The sequence below is a fragment of the Micromonospora sp. BL4 genome (assembly GCF_003667505.1).
Lineage (GTDB): Bacteria > Actinomycetota > Actinomycetes > Mycobacteriales > Micromonosporaceae > Micromonospora.
Genome location: NZ_RCVJ01000135.1, coordinates 31,229 through 49,580, shown reverse-complemented (window position 1 = coordinate 49,580; position 18,352 = coordinate 31,229). Strand labels below are relative to the sequence as shown.

The window sequence follows — 18,352 nt, the reverse complement described above, 5'->3', positions numbered from 1 at the left end:
GACGGTCAACCGCCCGGCGGGAGCCAGCCAGTCCTGCCGCGTCAGGCGTCGACCGCGGCCATCACGTCGTCGCTGACGTCGAAGTTCGCGTAGACGTTCTGCACGTCGTCGCAGTCCTCCAGGACGTCGATCAGCTTGAAGATCTTGCGAGCGCCCTCCTCGTCCAGCGGGATGTTCATGCTGGGGATGAGGGAGGACTCGGCCGACTCGTACTCGATGCCGGCGTCTTGGAGAGCGGTGCGGACCGCGATCAGGTCGGTCGGCTCGGAGACCACCTCGTACGCCTCGCCGAGGTCGTTGACCTCTTCGGCGCCGGCGTCGAGGACGGCCATCATGACGTCGTCCTCGCTGGTGCTCTCCTTGGGGACGATCACCACGCCCTTGCGGGAGAACATGTACGACACCGAGCCGGCGTCGGCGAGCGAGCCGCCGTTGCGGGTCAGCGCGGTGCGCACCTCGGTCGCCGCCCGGTTGCGGTTGTCGGTGAGGCACTCGATCAGCATCGCCACGCCGTTCGGGCCGTACCCCTCGTACATGATCGTCTGCCAGTCGGCGCCGCCGGCTTCCAGGCCGGAGCCGCGCTTGACCGCGCGGTCGATGTTGTCGTTCGGCACCGAGCTCTTCTTGGCCTTCTGGATGGCGTCGTAGAGCGTCGGGTTACCGGAGGGGTCGCCGCCGCCGGTCCGGGCGGCCACCTCGACGTTCTTGATCAGCTTGGCGAACATCTTGCCGCGCTTGGCGTCGATGACGGCCTTCTTGTGCTTGGTCGTCGCCCACTTTGAGTGGCCGGACATCTCGTACCTCCGTCTGTCATTCCACGCCTGCGTCGACTGCCGCACCGATTCCGCGCCGCGTCGGCGATCCGGCGGCCGGTCGGCTCCGCGGGAGATGCCGCGCCGGGCGACGGCCCTGCCGAACCGCGGCAATCTTACCGAGGTCACACCCGGGCGTGTCACACCCGGCACCCGCTCGGGGCGCCGTCGGCGCGCCCGGGGCACCCAGAAGACAACGACCGGAGGCCGGAGAACATGCCCCGCCGGCCGGACAGACGCCTCAGGCGGCCCGGACCAGCTCCACGAAGTACGCGTGCAGGCGAAGGTCACCGGTCAGCTCGGGGTGGAACGAGGTGGCCAGCAGGTTGCCCTGCCGGACCGCCACGATCCGGTCGGCGGCCGGGCCACCGGTCACCTTCCCGATCACCTCGACGCCGCCGCCGACCCGCTCGACCCACGGGGCACGGATGAACACCGCGTGGAACGGCTCACCCGGAATCCCGCTGATCTCCACGGGCGCCTCGAACGAGTCGACCTGTCGGCCGAACGCGTTGCGCCGCACCGTCATGTCAATACCCGCGAAGCCACGCTGGTCGGGGCGGCCGTCCAGGACCTCGGTGGCCAGCATGATCATGCCGGCGCAGGACCCGTAGACCGGCATGCCGTCGGCGATCCGCTTGTCGATCGGGTCGCGCATCTCGAAGATGTCGGCGAGCTTGCTGATCGTGGTGGACTCGCCCCCGGGAATGACCAGCCCGTCGACCGCGTCCAGCTCCGCCGGGCGGCGCACCGGGCGGGCGTCCGCGCCCGCCGCGGCCAGGGCCGTGACATGTTCGCGGACGTCTCCCTGGAGCGCGAGCACACCGATCGTCGGCCCGCTCGCGCTCACCGGCCCGCCCTTCGATCGCAGGACCGGCTCACTCCTCGCGCTCACCAGCCGCGCTCGGCCAGGCGGTGCGGCTGTGGGATCTCGTCGACGTTGATGCCGACCATCGCCTCGCCGAGACCGCGGGAGACCTTGGCCAGCACATCCGGGTCGTCGTGGAAGGTGGTGGCCTTGACGATCGCGGCGGCGCGCTGGGCCGGGTTGCCGGCCTTGAAGATGCCGGAGCCGACGAAGACGCCCTCCGCGCCGAGCTGCATCATCATCGCGGCGTCGGCCGGGGTGGCGATCCCGCCGGCGGTGAACAGCACCACCGGCAGCTTGCCGCTCTCGGCGACCTCCTTGACCAGCTCGTACGGGGCCTGAAGCTCCTTGGCCGCGACGTACAGCTCGTCGGCCGGCAGCGAGGCGAGCCGGCGGATCTCCTGGCGGATCTTGCGCATGTGGGTGGTGGCGTTGGAGACGTCACCGGTGCCGGCCTCGCCCTTGGAGCGGATCATGGCCGCGCCCTCGGTGATCCGGCGCAGCGCCTCGCCCAGGTTGGTCGCGCCGCAGACGAAGGGGACCGTGAACGCCCACTTGTCGATGTGGTTGGCGTAGTCGGCCGGGGTGAGCACCTCGGACTCGTCGACGTAGTCCACGCCGAGCGACTGGAGGATCTGCGCCTCCACGAAGTGGCCGATGCGGGCCTTGGCCATCACCGGGATGGACACCGCCTCGATGATCCCGTCGATCATGTCGGGGTCGCTCATCCGCGACACCCCGCCCTGCGCGCGGATGTCGGCGGGCACGCGCTCCAGCGCCATCACCGCGACCGCACCGGCGTCCTCAGCGATCTTGGCCTGCTCGGCGTTGACCACATCCATGATCACGCCACCCTTGAGCATCTCGGCCATGCCACGCTTGACGCGGGCGGTGCCGACGACGGGGGTGGTACCGGCGTTCGGGGCGGTGGTTTCGGACACGGGTCATCGCTCCTTGGACGTGCTCCGGGGGTGGTGGCAGCGAAAATGCTACGCCCGGGCCAACGCCGCACCGACAGCCAATCAGACCCCCGGTGGCCTGCGGTGTGGCCCCCGTCACCGACCGTCGGAGTGGGCCGGGCGACGACGTCCGGTCAGTTCGCGGGCACGTCCGCGGGCACCGTCAAGGTCGGGTCGTCGATGTCGAAGTACCGCGGCCACTCCCGGCCCCGCCCCATCCGCAACAACCGCACCAGCGGTCGGCTGCGCGCCGAGCGGGCGTCCCGGACGAGGTCGGTGTGCACCTGCCGGGACAGCGCGAGCCGGCGACTCGCGGCGATGACGGCCCCGCAGTCCGGATCGGCCGGGTCCAGCTGCACGCCGCGCAGCTGCCGGGTCAGGTCGTTCTCCGCCGCCTCCCGCTCGTCCGGAGGAGCGTCCAGGGCGATCCGGGCCGCCGCGTACAGCTCGACGCCGAAACGCCGCTCGGCCAGCACGGCGGCGGCCGCCGCCCGGCGCAGCAGGTGGGCGTCGAGGGCCCGCGCCGCCAGCTCCGCGCGGCCCTGCAACCTCTCGACCCGACCGGCGGTCCAGATGAGGTACGCCGCGACCAGCCCCACGACCAGGCTCGCGGCCACCACCCACCACATGTGCGGCATCGTAGTGCTGCTCCGTTTCCGTCCGTCCGGGCACGGCCACGCCGGTCACCCGGTCAGCGCCCGCACCATCCGTCACACCGGCTCAGCCCAGCCCCACCCATTCCTGGTCGATGACCCGCCCGTCGGTTGCCTCGATCGCCGCTGCGTATACCTCCAGAACACGGCGGGCAACCACCGGCCAGTCGAAATTCGCCACCACCTGATCGCCGCAGGCGCTCAGCTCGGCCCGCCCGGCCGGATCGTCCAGCAGGTCGGCCAGCGCGTCACGCAGCCCCGCCGGGTCGCCGGTGGGAAAGAGCCGACCGGCCCGCCCGCCGTCGAGCACCCGCCGGAACGCGTCCAGATCGCTCGCCACCACCGTGGTGCCCGCGGCCAGCGCCTCGGTGAGGATCATGCCGAACGACTCGCCGCCGGTGTTCGGCGCCACGTAGAGGTGCACACTGCGCAGCATCCGCGCCTTGTCCTGCTCGGAGACCAGGCCGAGGAAGGTCACCCGCTCGCGCAGCGCGGCCGGGAACCGGTCGTACAGGTCGTCGCGGTCGCCCGGGCCGGCGACCAGCAGCCGCAGCTCGGGGCGGGTGGCGGCCAGCTCCACGAAGGCGTCCCGCAGCACCGGGAACCCCTTGCGCGCCTCGGTGAACCGGCCCAGGAAGCCCAGGGTGCCGCCCGTACCCGGGGTGCACTCCCCCGGCCAGCCGGGCAACGGCTCGGCGTCGGCGAACTTGGCCACCGCCACCCCGTTGGGGATCTCCACGGCGCCGCCGTCCATGTGCTCGACCTGCACCTTGCGGGCCAGGGCACTGACCGCGATCCGGGCGGTGATCCGCTCCAGCACGATCTGGAGCACACCCTGCGCGGCGGCCAGCACCCGCGAACGGGTCATCGCGGTGTGGAAGGTGGCCACCACCGGCCCGCGGGCGGACAGCACCGCCAGCAGCGACAGGCTCAGCGTGAGCGGCTCGTGCACGTGCAGGACGTCGAAGTCGCCGTTGGTGATCCAACGCCGAACCCGGGCGGTGGAGACCGGGCCGAACGCGATCCGGGCCACCGAACCGTTGTACGGCAGCGGCACGGCCCGGCCGGCGGAGACCACGTACGCCGGCAGCGGAGAGTCCTCGTCAGCCGGGGCGAGCACGCTGACCTCGTGGCCGAGCGCGATCAGCGCCTCGGCGAGGTCCATCACGTGGTTCTGCACCCCGCCCGGGACGTCGAACGAGTACGGGCACACGATGCCGATCCGCATGCGTCAGCGCCCCTCGTCCGAGACCGTGGGGCTCCGCCTCACCGTGCACCCACCCCCTCAGGCCTGACCGGCGGCCGGCGAGGGCAGCGCCGCGCCCGTCCCCCGCTGGTCCAGCCACATCCGCTGCAACATGTGCCAGTCTTCCGGATGCCGGGCGATACCCGCCGCCAGACGGTCGGCGATCAGCTGGGTCAGCGACCGGACCCGCTGGTCCAGCGGCCCCGACTCGGGCCCGGGCACCGGCAGCGGGCCGGCGAGCGAGGCGCACGCCGCGTCCGGTTCGTACCACATCGAGGCCACGTAGAGCGGCGCTCCGGTGTGCAACGCGAGCAGGGCCGGCCCGGCCGGCATCCGGGTCTTCCCGCCGAAGAAGTCCACCTCCACCCCGCGGGCGGAGAGGTCCCGGTCGGCCAGCAGCGGCACCACCGCACCGGCGCGTACGCGATCCAGCAGCACGTCGAACGCCGGGCGCGGCCCACCGTGGGTCGGCAGGATCTCCATCCCGAGGACCTCTCGGAACGCCATGAAACGCTTGTACACGCCCTCCGGCTTGAGCCGCTCCATGACCGTGGTGATCGGCCAACCGGTGGCCGCCACCCAGGCGCCGGCGGCATCCCAGTTGCCGGCGTGCGGCAGCGCCACCACCGCGCCCCGGCCGGCGGCCACGTCGGCGGCGAGCAGCTCGGCGCCGTCGAGCCGGAAACTGGACAGGATCTGCGCCCGGCTCAGGGCGGGCAGCCGGAACGCCTCCATCCAGTACCGGGCGTACGAGCGCAACCCGCGCTTGACGAGATCGTCCAGCTCGGCCTCGGGCAGGTCCGGGCCGACCACCCGGCGCAGGTTCGCGCGCAGTCGGGCCGTACCCCCGCCGCCGGCGCGGTGGGCGCGGTCCGCGCCCGCCTGAAACGCCGCCGCCACCAACGGCCGGGGTAGCGCGCGGACCACCCGCCACCCGGCGATGTAGCCCAGCTCGGTGAGGTTCACGCGACCCGGCCGCCGGTCGTTGCGCGCCGTGCCGCGTGGTTCGCGGCGCTCACGCCTGGCCGTCCGGCTGGAGCTGTTGGGCCTGGCGGTAGACGTGCGCCATCCGCTGCCCCACCGTGAAGATCGACACTGCGGCGAGCAGCCACAGCGCGATCTCCAGCGCCGGGTCGACGCCGACGCCGGTGAGGATTCCGCCGACCCCGACGATGAGCAGCCGCTCGGTGCGTTCGGCGATGCCCACGTTGCAGGTCATGCCCAGCCCCTCGGCGCGGGCCTTCACGTAGGAGACCAGCGCGCCGGCGGCCAGGCAGAGCAGCGCGGCGGCCACCCCGGAGTGGTTGTTCTGGGTGGCCAACCAGTAGGCGACCGCTCCGAAGACGGCGCTGTCCGCGACCCGGTCCATGCTCGAGTCGAGGAACGCGCCGAACCGGGTGGAGCCGCCGCTCATCCGGGCCATCGTTCCGTCGAGCAGATCCGTGAGCGCGAACACGGTCACGATCAACGCGCCCGCGACCAGATGGCCACGGGCACCGAAGCCGAGCGCACCGACGAGCACACCGACGGTGCCCGCAACGGTGACGGCATTGGGGGTGACGCCCGCGCGGAGCAGGGCACGTGCGATCGGCTCGACGACGCGGGTCATCCCCGCGCGGGCCGACACTTGGAAGATCTTCGCCATGGCGGTCCCCACGATAACGGTCCGCCCAGCTCCGGCGATACGGCCGGTCCCATCGACCCGCCCGGGGCAGGCTTGTGCCTACCCGGCAACGGGTGTGAGATCGAGCCAGGAGGTGAGCCAGCTCACCCGTCCGCCCGTCCCGTTCCCGCTGTGCAGCAGACCACCGGAGGATATCGCCGCGCACTCGCCCCGGGCCGCTTCCCGTCGCGCGGCGGTCGCCACCAACCACCGGCTGAGGGAGGTGCGCCCCATGGCGCAGAAAAGTCAGGAGAAGGGTCCCGCCGGCGGCACGCCGGTGGTGACCGAACCCGACAGGGTTCGCAACGTGGTGCTCGTCGGGCACTCCGGAGCGGGCAAGACAACCCTGGTCGAGGCGTTGCTCGCGGCCACCGGCACGATCGCCCGCGCCGGCAACGTGGTCGACGGCACCACGGTCGGCGACCACGACCCGGCGGCCGTGCGCCAGCAGCGCTCGGTGAGCCTGTCCTGCGCGCCGCTGCTGCACAACGGCATCAAGGTCAACCTCCTGGACACCCCGGGGTACGCCGACTTCGTCGGCGAGCTGCGCGCCGGGCTGCGGGCCGCCGACGCCGCGCTCTTCGTCGTCTCCGCGGCGGGCGGGATGGACGCGGCCACCGTGGCGCTGTGGGAGGAGTGCGCGGCGGTCGACATGCCGCGCGCGGTCGCCGTGGCGCGGCTCGACCAGCCACGCGCCGACTTCGACGAGGCGGTCGCGCTCTGCCAGCGGGTCTTCGGCGACAACGTGATGCCGCTGTACCTGCCGATGCTCGGCGACGACGGGGTCTCCACCGTCGGCCTGCTCGGCCTGATCACCCGGCGGGTCTTCGACTACACCGCCGGGCACCCCGCCGAGGTGCGCGAGCCGGACCCGGAGCACCTGCCGGCCATCGCCGAGTCCCGCAACGAGCTGATCGAAGGGGTCATCGCCGAGAGCGAGGACGAGACGCTGATGGACCGGTACCTCGAGGGCGAGGAGATCGGCACCGAGGTGCTCATCGAGGACCTGGAGAAGGCGGTCGCCCGAGGTCACTTCTATCCGGTCGTACCGGTCTGCGCGGAGACCGGAGTCGGCCTGGACGCGCTGCTGGAGGTGCTGACCGCCGCGTTCCCGTCGCCGCTGGAGCACGAGCTGCCGCCGGTGGCCGGCGTGGACGGCTCACCGCGCCCGCCGCTGACCTGCGACCCGGCGGGTCCCCTGGTCGCCGAGGTGGTCAAGACCACCGTCGACCGGCACGTCGGGCGGGTCTCGCTGGTCCGGGTCTTCTCCGGCACGCTGCGCCCCGACCTGACCGTGCACATCTCCGGGCACGGCATGGCCGAGCGTGGCCACCCCGACCACGACGCCGACGAGCGGGTCGGGCACATCTACACGCCGCTGGGCGCCAGCCTGCGCGAGGTGACGCTCTGCGTGGCCGGCGACATCTGCGCGATCACCAAGTCGGGCAGCGCCGAGACCGGCGACACCATCTCGGCCAAGGACGACCCGCTGCTCATCGCGCCCTGGGAGATGCCCGAGCCGCTGCTGCCGGTGGCGATCGTGGCCCGCAGCCGGGCCGACGAGGACGCCCTGGCCCGCAACCTGGCCCGGCTGGTCGCCGGCGACCCCACCCTGCGACTCGAACGCAACCCGGAGACCCACCAGCTGGTGCTCTGGTGCATGGGCGAGGCGCACGCGGACGTGGTGCTGGACCGGCTGCGCGCCGGCGGCGTCGAACTGGACACCGAGCCGGTCCGGGTGTCGCTGCGCGAGACGCTGACCGTGCCCGCGAAGGGGCACGGTCGGCACGTCAAGCAGTCCGGCGGCCACGGCCAGTACGCGGTCTGCGACATCGAGGTGGAGCCGCTGCCCCGCGGCAGCGGCTTCGAGTTCGTCGACCGGGTGGTGGGCGGCGCGGTGCCGCACAACTACATCCCGTCGGTGGAGAAGGGCGTCCGCGCCCAGTTGGAGCGCGGCCTGGTCGCCGGCCACCCGGTGGTGGACCTGCGGGTGACCCTGGTCGACGGGAAGGCGCACAGCGTCGACTCCTCCGACGCGGCCTTCCAGACCGCCGGGGCGCTGGCGCTGCGCGACGCCGCCGAACGCGGCCAGCCGGCGCTGCTGGAGCCCATCGACGAGGTGACCGTCCGGGTGCCGGACGGCTCGGTGGGCGCGGTGATGGGCGACCTGTCCGGCCGACGCGGCCGGGTGCTCGGCACCGAACCGGACCCGGACGCCGAGGGCCGCACCCTGGTCCGCGCGGAGGTGCCGGCCACCGAGCTGCTCCGCTACGCCGTCGAGCTGCGCTCGATGACCGCCGGCACGGGCACCTTCCGCCGCCACTTCGTCCGCCACGACCCCATGCCCGCCCACCTGGCCGACCAGGCGCGCAAGGAACACACCACCTGACCCCGGTCAGGGATGAGTGACGGGGTGCGTGGGGCGGGGCCAGTGCGGCCGGTCGGCGTCGCGCAGGGCTGCGGTGCGCAGAGCGGCCAGCTGGCGCTCCACCTCGGCGAACTGATCCGGCGGCAGTGCGCCCCGGTGCAGCGCGGCGGCGTTCTCCTCGACCTGCTCGACCGTACGGCAGCCCGGGATGGGGATGGTGCGCCCGCTGCGGGCCCAGATCCAGCCCAGCGCGCCCTGGGCCAGGGTGCGCCCGTCAGCGGTGAGCGCGGCACGGACCGCGCCCACCCGGCGCAGCCACTCCGGCGCCGGGCGGCCACCGCGGAACCACTCCAGCCAGCCCGGGGTGAGCCCCCGCACGTCGTCGCGGGGCAGCGTGGAGGCGGCCGAGTACTTGCCGGTGAGCAGCCCCATCCCCAGGGGGCCCCGGTTGACGCTGGCCAGGTCGTACTTGTCGCACACGGCGAGCAGCTCGGGGGCGTCACGCAGCACCGACAGGGTGTGCTGCACGGCGGTGGCGCCGGCCGCCGCGTGCCCGAACGCGGTCGCCCGGTCGGGGTGGTCGGTGCTCCACCCGTACGCCCGGATCATGCCGTCGGTGACCAGGTCCTCGCAGGTGCCGATCAGCGCCTCGGCCCGCGGCACCGGAAGGTCGGCCAGGTGCAGCTGGTACAGGTCGATCCGGTCGGTGCCCAGGCGGCGCAGCGAGTCGGTGACCGCCCGCCGCAGGTACGCCGGTGACGCGTCCTCGCCGGTCGCCTGCCGGCTCGCCTCGTCGAAGGTGTAGCCCCACTTGGTGGCGATCACGGCCTCGTCCCGGCGGCCGGCGAGCGCGCGCCCCAGCACCCGCTCACCGTGCCCGGCGCCGTAGGTGTCGGCGGTGTCGAACAGGGTGACGCCCAGGTCGAGCGCCCGGCGCACCGCCCGCACGGACTCGTCGTCGTCGACCGCGCCCCAGCCCAGCGGCTGGGTCCCCTCGGCCCAGGGGCCGCCGATCGCCCAGCACCCCATGCCGAGGGCGCTGACCTCGATGCCGCTGCGCCCCAACATCCGTGTCGTGACTGCCATCGAACGATCGTGCCATCTCCGCCAGGTCGGGACGTAACGGTTCCCGGGCCGGGGACGCCGGAGCGCGGCGGGGGGTGCCGTGCGGCATGATCGGCCCATGCGACGGCTGGGCGTGGACATCGGCGGCGTGCTCATCGAGCCGGCTGACGAGGACGCCGACACGTCGTTCTTCGGCGCGCACTACCTGCGTACGCCCGCCGTCGACGGGGCGTTCGACGCGCTCGCGGCGCTCGGCCCGGCGTTCGACGAGGTGCACCTGGTCTCCAAGTGCGGCGAGGCCACCGAGCGGCGGACCCGGGAGTGGCTCGCCCACCACGACTTCGCGGCCCGCACCGGCATCCCGGTCGAGCGGCTGCACTTCTGCCGCACCCGGCCGGACAAGGCGCCGATCGCCCGACGGCTCGGGCTGACCCACTTCGTCGACGACAAGCTGGAGGTGCTCGGCTACCTCGACTCGGTGCCGCACCGCTACCTGTTCCGCCCCCGCCCGGCGGAGGTCGCCGCGCACGCCGCGCTGCTGCCGCGCGTACACCGGGTGGAGAGCTGGCCCGAGCTGGTCGAGCTGCTGCGCGCCGGCTAGCCGGACCGGCGCGCACGCCGCGCGCCGGTGCGACGGGTCAGGACGGCCAGGCGGCGGTGAGCAGGTCGCGGGTGTCGCTCAGCAGCTGCGGCAGGACCTTGGTACGGCCGATCACCGGCATGAAGTTCGCGTCGCCACCCCAGCGCGGCACCACGTGCTGGTGCAGGTGCGCGGCGATGCCGGCGCCGGCCACCCCGCCCTGGTTCATCCCCAGGTTGAAGCCGTGGGCGTTGCTCACCTTGCGGATCACCCGCATGGCGGCCTGGGTGTACGACGCCAGCTCGCTGGTCTCCGGCCCGTCCAGGTCGGTGTAGTCGGCGACGTGCCGGTACGGGCAGACCAGCAGGTGCCCCGGGTTGTAGGGGTAGAGGTTGAGCACCACGAAGACGTGCTCGCCGCGGGCCACGATCAGGCTCTCCTCGGGCGGCAGCTTGGGAGCCCGGCAGAACGGGCACCCGGTGGGCTTCTCGTAGCCCTCGGCCGGACGGTCCTCGCCGGAGATGTAGGTCATCCGGTGCGGCGTCCAGAGCCGCTCCAGGCCGTCGGCCATCCCGCCGCTGTCCGTCTGCCGTTCCGCCCCAGTCACGAGCCGATCCTACGGAGGCGGCCGGGCGGGCCGCGACACCCACCGTTGGGAAACTCGATTGCTGGAAGTTGTTGACGGATCGACGTCGGAACATGAAGATTTCATGCATCCAGACACTTCCATATAACGATGGAGGATCCATGATCCGACGGCTCGGCAGAATCGTCGCGGCGCTCGCGCTCGCCGCCGCCACCACGGTGGCCGGCATCACCGTCACCGCAAGCGCGGCACACGCCGACGGCTGCTACACCTGGGGTCGCACCCTCTCCCAGGGGATGTCCGGCGAGGACGTCCGACAACTCCAGATCCGGGTCGCCGGCTACCCCGGCTACGGGGCCGTGCTCACCATCGACGGCGCGTACGGCCCGGCCACCCGATCGGCGGTGATCCGCTTCCAGCAGGCGTACGGGCTGTCCGCCGACGGCATCGCCGGCCCGCAGAGCTTCAACCGGCTCTACGCCCTCCAGGACGACGACTGCACCCCGGCCAACTTCAGCTACGCCGAGCTGAACAAGTGCAACAGCGACTGGTCCGGCGGCGCGGTCGCGGCGAGCACCGCGCGGTTCAACGCGCTCGTCTCGATGTGGAAACTCCAGGCCCTGCGGCACGCCCTCGGTGACGTGCCCATCGCGATCAGCAGCAGTTTCCGCAGCTACCCCTGCAACAGCGCGGTCGGCGGGGCGTCGAACAGCCGGCACCTGTACGGCGACGCGGTGGACCTGGTCGGGTCCCCCTCGTTCTGCCGGCTGGCCCAGCAGGCCCGCTACCACGGCTTCGGGCAGATCCTCGGCCCCGGCTACCCGGACCACAACGATCACACCCACGTGGCGGCGGTCGGCGGCTGGTCGGCGCCGAACTGCGGCGTCTGACGGGGCAGTCACCCCCCCGGAGCGCCGACCTCCCGGCGACGATCGCGCTCGAACATGGAAGTAGTGGCCTCCAGCACCGGGGAGGCCACTACTTCCTGGATCGAGCGTGATCATGCGGCGAGCAGGCCGCGGCACGCCGGCGGCGGGCGGGCCGTGCGGCGGCTCCGCTACTCCGCTGCGGCCGACGGGCCGATGTTGGTGCGCGAGCTGACCACGTCGAGGACGTGGGTCACCGCCTCGGCTACCGGCACACCGTTGCGCTGCGAGCCGTCCCGGTAGCGGAAGGAGACCGTGCCGGCGGCCACGTCGTCGTCCCCGGCGATCACCATGAACGGGATCTTCTGCTGCTGGGCCGTGCGGATCTTCTTCTGCATCCGGTCGTCACCCGCGTCCACCTGCGCCCGGATCCCCTCGGCGCGCAGCGCCGCGACGAACCCGTGCAGGTAGTCGGTGTGGTCCTCGCGGATCGGGATGCCGACCACCTGGACCGGAGCCAGCCAGGCCGGGAACGCCCCCGCGTAGTGCTCGGTGAGCACCCCGAAGAACCGCTCGATCGAGCCGAACAGCGCGCGGTGGATCATCAACGGCCGCTGCCGGCTGCCGTCGGCGGCCTGGTACTCCAGGCCGAAACGCTCCGGCTGGTTGAAGTCGACCTGGATGGTGGACATCTGCCAGGTGCGACCGATCGCGTCCCGAGCCTGCACCGAGATCTTCGGCCCGTAGAAGGCCGCGCCGCCCGGGTCGGGCACCAGGTCCAGGCCGGAGGTCGCGGCCGCGGTCCGCAGCGCCTCGGTCGCCTCCGCCCAGTCCTCGTCGGCGCCGATGAACTTGGGCGAGTCGTCCCGGGTCGACAGCTCCAGGTAGAAGTCGTCCAGGCCGTAGTCGCGCAGCAGGTCCAGCACGAAGCTGAGCAGCGTCGACAGCTCGCCGGCCATCTGCTCGCGGGTGCAGTAGATGTGCGAGTCGTCCTGGGTCAGGCCGCGGACCCGGGTCAGGCCGTGCACCACACCGGACTTCTCGTACCGGTAGACCGTGCCGAACTCGAACAGCCGCAGCGGCAGCTCCCGGTACGACCGCCCGCGCGCCCTGAAGATCAGGTTGTGCATCGGGCAGTTCATCGCCTTGAGGTAGTAGTCCGCGCCCTCCAGCTGCATGGGCGGGAACATGGTGTCCGCGTAGTACGGCAGGTGCCCGGAGGTCTGGAACAGCTGCGCCTTGGTGATGTGCGGGGTGTTGACGAACTCGTACCCCGCCTCCTCGTGCCGGCGCCGCGAGTAGTGCTCCATCTCCCGGCGGATGATGCCGCCCTTGGGGTGGAAGACCGCCAGACCGGAGCCGATCTCGTCGGGGAAGCTGAACAGGTCCAGGTCCGCGCCGAGCTTGCGGTGGTCGCGCCGGGCGGCCTCCTCCAGCAGCTTCAGGTACGCCTTCAGCTCGTCGCGGGTCGGCCACGCGGTGCCGTACACCCGCTGTAGTTGCGGGTTCTTCTCCGACCCACGCCAGTACGCGGCGGCCGAGCGCATCAGCTTGAACGCGCCGATCAGCCGGGTGGTGGGCAGGTGCGGGCCCCGGCACAGGTCCGACCAGCAGACCTTGTCCTCCTTGGCGTCGAGGTTGTCGTAGATGGTCAGCTCGCCGCCGCCCACCTCCATCACCTCGTCGGTGTCCAGGCCCTCGCCCTTGACCTCGATCAACTCCAGCTTGAACGGCTCATCGGCCAGCTCGGAGCGGGCCTCGTCCAGGCTGCCGAAGCGGCGGCGGCGGAACCGCTGCCCGGACTTGATGATCTCCTGCATGCGCTTCTCGAGCTTGCTGAGGTCGTCCGGCTGGAACGGCTTGTCGACGTCGAAGTCGTAGTAGAAGCCGTTCTCGATCGGCGGGCCGATGCCCAGCTTGGCCTCGGGGAAGATGTCCTGCACGGCCTGCGCCAGGACGTGCGCGGTGGAGTGGCGCAGCACGTTGAGCCCGTCGGGCGAGTCCAGGCTGACCGGCTCGACGACGGTCTCCTCGGCCGGCGACCAGTCCAGGTCACGCAGTTGACCCTCCGGGTCGCGGACCACGACGATCGCCTTGGGGCCGTTCGCGGGCAGTCCGGCCGCGGCCACCGCGTCGGCCGCCGTGGTCCCGGCGGCGACGACGACAGGGTCGGCCACGGCGGGGGTACGGGGTGCGGACACGGTGACTCCTCCAGGCGGTACGAAAACGGATGCCGATCCTCGGCTCCTGCCGATGCTATCGGTCGACCCACCCCAGGTAAGGAAGGGCACCTTCCTAACGCCGGCGTTGAACCTTTCGCGCCTCGCAGCCGAACTAGAAGGTGTGGCCGGAAACCGGTGCCGGCCGCGTCGACACGGATGGGGGCACGAGATGGCGAGCACGTACGGCGGTGGCCGTCGGCGGCGGATCGTGGCGGCGACCGCGGTGGCCGCCGCCGGTCTGCTGCTCTGGCCTGGCACGGCGTACGCGGCGGACGTGACGACCACCCCGACCGAGGCCCGGCAGGGCGACGCGGTACGGCTGGAGTTCAGCGTTCCGGAGGAGCGGGCCGGCACAAAGACCAAGCAGATCGAGGTCCGGCTGCCGGACGACACGCCGATCGCCGAGGTCTACCCCATGTCGGTGGACGGCTGGGCGCCCCGGATCAGCTCCCGCACCCTGGACAAGCCGGTGGCCGGCATCCACTCCTCGGGGGTGAGCACGGTGACCACGGCGGTGACCTGGGTCCGGGTCGGTGCGAGCGACCCGGGGCCGGCCCGGTTGGCGCTCTCCATGGGGCCGATGCCGCAGGTCGAGCGGCTCACCTTCGAGGTCGTGCAGACGTACGCCGATGGGACGGTGGTCCGGTGGGCGGACGCCACCGGCGCGCACCGGGCTCCGGCGCTCACCCTGCTGCCGGCGGCCGCCGGCGGGGCGGGACCGGCCGCGCACGGTGGGCACGGCGCCCCGGCGGCCGGCGCACCGGCGGCGCCGGGCAGTGGTGTGGACGCCGCACCGCCGGCCCGGGCGGACGGTGCCGACGAGGAGTCCGGCAACGCCGACGGGATGCTGGCCGCCGGCCTGCTGGCCGGCCTGGGCGGTGGCGCGGCGATCGGCTGGCTGGTCAGCCGGTGGCGTCGACGCGGCCCGGACGAGGCCACCGCGCTCGCCGAGGTGACCGGTGATCCGGACGGGGCCGCGACCCTCGCCGAGATCACCGGCCGCGCCGACGACACCGCGACGCCCGCCGAACCCGCCCCGCGGGCCGAACCGGCCGCCGCTTCTCGGTGATCCACTCGGGTTCCCGGATACCGCGGCGTCCACGTCGCGCGGACGGCCCGACGTGCAGAAAGCCGAGTTGATCACGGCCAGCGCGACCGGAGCGTCAGGGTGGTCAGTTGCCGCCCGACGGCCCCGCGCGGCCGGGCGATCGAGGCAGCCGCGGTGGTCAGGGCAGCCAGTTGGGTAGCGGCTCGCGGGCGGCCAGCCACGACTCGGGCACCCCGCCCGGGGTACCGACTCCCGTGTGCGCGGCCACCACCGCTCCCGCGATGGCGGCCGTGGTGTCCACGTCCCCGCCGGCCTGCACGCAGACCCGGATCGCCGCCGGGTAGTCGTCCAGGTGGGTGGCGGCCACCCAGAGGGTGAAGCCGACGGTGTCCTGAGCGGTCACCCGCGAGCCGTTGCCGAGCGCCGCCACCACCCGGGACAGCGGCCGGCCGAGCAGCCCGGCCGCCCGGTGCACGCTGCGGTGCACCTCGGTTCCCGGATCGACCGCGCCGGCGATCCCGGCGAGCAGCCGCTCCGGGGCCGGCCGGTGCCCGTCGAGGCGGGCCCGTGCGGCCAGCGCGGCGGCGACCGCCACCGCGACCGCACCGGCGATCCCCTCCGGGTGCGCGTGCGTCACCTCGGCCGAGGCGCGAGCCTGGGCCGCCGCGCGGACGGTCGAATCGGCGAAGTACGCGCCCAGGGGGCCGACCCGCATCGCCGCGCCGTTGCCGCAGGAGCCCTGGCCGTCGAAGGCGGACGCGGCGGCCACCGGCCACGGCGTGCCGGTGCGGATCAGCCGCAGGATCAGCATCGCGCCCGCGCCGTAGCCGCGACGCGGATCGCAGCGCTGGGCGAACGACAGGGCCAGCCGGTCCCGGTCGACGCCACCGGACTCGGCCAACCCGGCGAGGACCGAGCAGGCCATCTCGGTGTCGTCGGTCCACTCCCAGGGCGCCGGCGGCAGGACGCCCGCGGCGAGATCCGCCGGGCGTGCCCCGGGGACGAAGTACCGCGCGCCGAGCGCGTCGCCGGTGGAGAGACCGGCGAGGCTGTCCCGGGCGAGCGCCAGGCGGGCATCGGCGAACAGGGTGAAGGACATCGTCGTACCAGCTTGCCCGCTCGTCAGGTACGCCGCAACGCGATCAACTTGCCAGGCCAAGTACGGTCTTGGGGTGGCCTCCGTGCTCCTGGTCGAAGACGATCACGTCGTACGCGGCGCGATGCTGCGGTCCCTCGCCGACCGGGGGCATGCCGTGCACGCCGTGGGCACCGCGCTGGACGCCCTGCGCCGGGTCGCCGCGGAGACACCTGACCTGGTGGTGCTGGACCTGGGCCTGCCCGACCTGGACGGCTCGGACGCGCTGCGCATGCTGCGCGGCATCACCGACATCCCGATCATCATCGCCACCGCGCGGGACGACGAGCAGTCGGTGGTCAAGTTGCTGCGCGCCGGCGCCGACGACTACATGGTCAAGCCCTTCACCGGTGCGCACCTGGACGCCCGGATCACCACCGTGCTGCGCCGGGCCGGTCGGGCCAGCCGGACGGTGCAGCCCGCGGTGCACACCGTCGGCGGCCTGCGGGTGGATGCCGGCGAGCGCAGCGCCCACCTCGACGGGGAGCCGCTGGCGCTGACCCGCAAGGAATTCGACCTGCTGGCGTATCTCGCCGCACGACCCGGGCGGGTAGTGTCCCGCCGGGAGCTCTTGGAGGAGGTATGGCGGCAGCCATCGGTCGGCGAGGATCAGACCATCGACGTTCACCTGTACTGGCTTCGCCGAAAGATGGGCGAGTCCGCGGCGAAGCCGCGCTACCTGCGCACCGTGCGGGGGGTCGGATTCCGGCTGGTGGCACCGGACTGAGGACGGCGCTGGCCCTGCTCACGGCCGGCATGTGCAGCCTCGTCGCGCTCGCCTTCCTGATCCCGCTCGGCCTGAGTCTGCGCGAGCAGACCCGGGAGGAGGCGATCGGCGACGCCGCCCGACGCAGCGCGCTGGTGACCGGGGCGCTGGCGGTGAGCACGGAGCCCGCGGTGGTCGAGCGGGCCGTGGTGGCCAGCGCCGAGGGCGCACCGGCCCGGCCGGTGGTGCACGGCCTGGGTCTCGACGAGTCCGCCGGCCGGGCCAGCGACGCCGACCTGGACCAGGCACGTGCCGACCGGCGCTCGCTGGTGGTCGACGTCAACGGCGGGGTGGTCCGGCTCGACCCGGTGGTCCTCGGCGACCGGACGGCCGTGGTCGAGGTCTTCGTTCCGGACTCGACGCTGGGTGAGGGCGCCGGTGGCACCTGGCTGCTGCTGTTCGCGGTCGGCGCGGCGATGGCCGGCGCGGCGGTGCTGGTGGTCGACCGGGTCGCCGCCCGCGCGGTGGACTCGACCCGGGGGTTGGTCAAGGCCGCGCTCTCGATCGGCGACGGCGACCTGGGGGTACGCGTGGAGCCGACCGGCCCACGCGAGCTGGCCGAGGCCGGGTACGCCTTCAACCGGATGGCCGACCGGCTGGACGCGGCCCGCACCGACGAGCGGGAGTTGGTGGCGGACCTGTCGCACCGGCTGCGGACCCCGCTGACCGTGCTGCGGCTGGATGCGGAGGCGTTGGAGTCCGACGACACCAGTGTGGGTTCGTTCTCCGAGGCGGAGCTGGACCGGCGCCGGGGCATCCGGCGGATCCGGCAGGCGATCGTCACCCTGGAGGGTGAGATCGACGTGCTGATCAAGACCACCCGCAAGGCGGTGGCACACGAGGCCGGGCCGGCGATGTGTGACGTCAGCGAGGTGGTCCGGGACCGGATGGTGTTCTGGGCGGCGCTGGCCGGCGACCAGAACCGGCCGCACCGGGTCAACGGCGCGCAGTTGCGCATCCCCGCGCCGGTGCCGCGTGCCGAGCTGGCCGCCGCGCTGGACGCGGTGATCGGCAACGTCTTCCGCTACACGCCGCAGGGCACCGCGTTCGAGGTGGCCGTGTCCCGACGGGACGGCTACGTGGCGATCCGGATCGACGACGCCGGCCCCGGCATCGCCAACCCGGACCGGGCGCTGCGCCGCGGCGCCAGCGACCAGGGCTCGACCGGGCTCGGCCTGGACATCGCCAAGCGGGTGTCGTTGCAGGCCAACGGGTCGGTGAGCATCGACCGCGCCCGGCTGGGCGGAGCTAGCGTGGTCATGCTGCTCGCCGATCCGGAGGCGACGCCCCGGCAGGTCAACCGGTTCGGCCTGGTCGGCCGGATGGCGCGGGACGCCCGGGAGCAGAAGACCACCGGCCGGCGCTGGCCCCGCCAGCGCCCCACCGACGACTGACCGGCCCCGGGCTGTGCGCCGGCGCAAGTCTTCCTTAGATCGCGGTTAACGACGGTCGCGAAGCGGCCGCGGGCTGTCAGGATCAGGGCACGAACCCACCAGTTCCACCGGCCAGCGCACC

Annotated in this window: 17 protein-coding genes; 6 read left to right on the top strand and 11 right to left on the bottom strand. The window is 73.0% G+C overall.

What is annotated here, in order from left to right; translation table 11 throughout:
- Window positions 1-41: 41 nt before the first annotated feature.
- The 7 genes from EAD89_RS15990 to pgsA all read right to left on the bottom strand — a co-directional run bounded on the left by EAD89_RS15990 (window position 42) and on the right by pgsA (window position 6,183).
- Complete coding sequence (locus tag EAD89_RS15990; RefSeq protein WP_121654488.1) at window positions 42-794, bottom strand: YebC/PmpR family DNA-binding transcriptional regulator; 753 nt, start codon at window positions 792-794, stop codon at window positions 42-44.
- Between the two features lie 259 nt (window positions 795-1,053).
- Window positions 1,054-1,662: a pyridoxal 5'-phosphate synthase glutaminase subunit PdxT gene (pdxT, locus tag EAD89_RS15985; RefSeq protein ID WP_121676278.1), complete on the bottom strand. Its 609-nt coding sequence runs from the start codon at window positions 1,660-1,662 to the stop codon at window positions 1,054-1,056.
- A 41-nt stretch (window positions 1,663-1,703) separates the two neighbouring features.
- A complete protein-coding gene (pdxS, locus tag EAD89_RS15980) occupies window positions 1,704-2,621 on the bottom strand; it encodes a pyridoxal 5'-phosphate synthase lyase subunit PdxS (protein ID WP_121654490.1) in 918 nt (305 codons plus the stop codon).
- A 152-nt stretch (window positions 2,622-2,773) separates the two neighbouring features.
- Window positions 2,774-3,277 carry a hypothetical protein gene (locus EAD89_RS15975; protein WP_121676277.1) on the bottom strand — a complete coding sequence of 168 codons (504 nt, stop codon included), beginning with the start codon at window positions 3,275-3,277 and terminating at the stop codon, window positions 2,774-2,776.
- Window positions 3,278-3,359: 82 nt separating this feature from the next.
- Window positions 3,360-4,520 carry a glycosyltransferase family 4 protein gene (locus EAD89_RS15970; RefSeq protein ID WP_121654492.1) on the bottom strand — a complete coding sequence of 387 codons (1,161 nt, stop codon included), beginning with the start codon at window positions 4,518-4,520 and terminating at the stop codon, window positions 3,360-3,362.
- A gap of 57 nt (window positions 4,521-4,577) precedes the next feature.
- Entirely contained in the window at window positions 4,578-5,504 is a 927-nt protein-coding gene (locus tag EAD89_RS15965) for a phosphatidylinositol mannoside acyltransferase (protein ID WP_121654493.1), read from the bottom strand.
- Between the two features lie 49 nt (window positions 5,505-5,553).
- Complete coding sequence (gene pgsA, locus EAD89_RS15960; RefSeq protein ID WP_121654511.1) at window positions 5,554-6,183, bottom strand: phosphatidylinositol phosphate synthase; 630 nt, start codon at window positions 6,181-6,183, stop codon at window positions 5,554-5,556.
- A gap of 250 nt (window positions 6,184-6,433) precedes the next feature.
- On the opposite strand from pgsA, the gene EAD89_RS15955 reads away from it, so the two are divergent.
- Window positions 6,434-8,590 (top strand): elongation factor G-like protein EF-G2, encoded by a 2,157-nt coding sequence (locus tag EAD89_RS15955; RefSeq protein WP_121676276.1) that lies wholly within the window; start codon window positions 6,434-6,436, stop codon window positions 8,588-8,590.
- Window positions 8,591-8,596: 6 nt separating this feature from the next.
- Here the strand turns inward: EAD89_RS15955 and EAD89_RS15950 are convergent, their stop codons facing one another.
- Window positions 8,597-9,655, bottom strand: coding sequence for an aldo/keto reductase (locus EAD89_RS15950; RefSeq protein WP_121676275.1), 1,059 nt, complete (start codon window positions 9,653-9,655; stop codon window positions 8,597-8,599).
- A gap of 97 nt (window positions 9,656-9,752) precedes the next feature.
- On the opposite strand from EAD89_RS15950, the gene EAD89_RS15945 reads away from it, so the two are divergent.
- Entirely contained in the window at window positions 9,753-10,235 is a 483-nt protein-coding gene (locus EAD89_RS15945) for a hypothetical protein (protein ID WP_121654496.1), read from the top strand.
- A 37-nt stretch (window positions 10,236-10,272) separates the two neighbouring features.
- Here the strand turns inward: EAD89_RS15945 and EAD89_RS15940 are convergent, their stop codons facing one another.
- Window positions 10,273-10,785, bottom strand: a complete 513-nt coding sequence (locus EAD89_RS15940; protein ID WP_199723400.1) for an HIT domain-containing protein — start codon at window positions 10,783-10,785, stop codon at window positions 10,273-10,275.
- A gap of 176 nt (window positions 10,786-10,961) precedes the next feature.
- On the opposite strand from EAD89_RS15940, the gene EAD89_RS15935 reads away from it, so the two are divergent.
- Complete coding sequence (locus EAD89_RS15935; RefSeq protein WP_121676274.1) at window positions 10,962-11,690, top strand: D-Ala-D-Ala carboxypeptidase family metallohydrolase; 729 nt, start codon at window positions 10,962-10,964, stop codon at window positions 11,688-11,690.
- Between the two features lie 167 nt (window positions 11,691-11,857).
- On the opposite strand, the gene thrS is transcribed toward EAD89_RS15935, so the two are convergent.
- Window positions 11,858-13,867: a threonine--tRNA ligase gene (gene thrS / locus EAD89_RS15930; protein WP_121676273.1), complete on the bottom strand. Its 2,010-nt coding sequence runs from the start codon at window positions 13,865-13,867 to the stop codon at window positions 11,858-11,860.
- Between the two features lie 190 nt (window positions 13,868-14,057).
- Here thrS and EAD89_RS15925 point away from each other — a divergent pair, with 190 nt between their 5' ends.
- Window positions 14,058-14,957 carry a DUF1775 domain-containing protein gene (locus tag EAD89_RS15925; protein ID WP_158610743.1) on the top strand — a complete coding sequence of 300 codons (900 nt, stop codon included), beginning with the start codon at window positions 14,058-14,060 and terminating at the stop codon, window positions 14,955-14,957.
- Between the two features lie 157 nt (window positions 14,958-15,114).
- Here EAD89_RS15925 and EAD89_RS15920 read toward each other — a convergent pair whose 3' ends face one another.
- A complete protein-coding gene (locus tag EAD89_RS15920) occupies window positions 15,115-16,035 on the bottom strand; it encodes an ADP-ribosylglycohydrolase family protein (RefSeq protein ID WP_121676271.1) in 921 nt (306 codons plus the stop codon).
- A 73-nt stretch (window positions 16,036-16,108) separates the two neighbouring features.
- Between EAD89_RS15920 and EAD89_RS15915 the strand changes: the two genes are divergently transcribed.
- Both EAD89_RS15915 and EAD89_RS15910 read left to right on the top strand, forming a co-directional pair.
- The gene (locus EAD89_RS15915; protein WP_121656654.1) at window positions 16,109-16,798 is read left to right on the top strand and encodes a response regulator transcription factor; all 690 of its coding nucleotides are present in this window, start codon (window positions 16,109-16,111) and stop codon (window positions 16,796-16,798) included.
- A gap of 29 nt (window positions 16,799-16,827) precedes the next feature.
- A complete protein-coding gene (locus tag EAD89_RS15910; protein WP_199733524.1) occupies window positions 16,828-18,231 on the top strand; it encodes a HAMP domain-containing sensor histidine kinase in 1,404 nt (467 codons plus the stop codon).
- Window positions 18,232-18,352 lie beyond the last annotated feature (121 nt).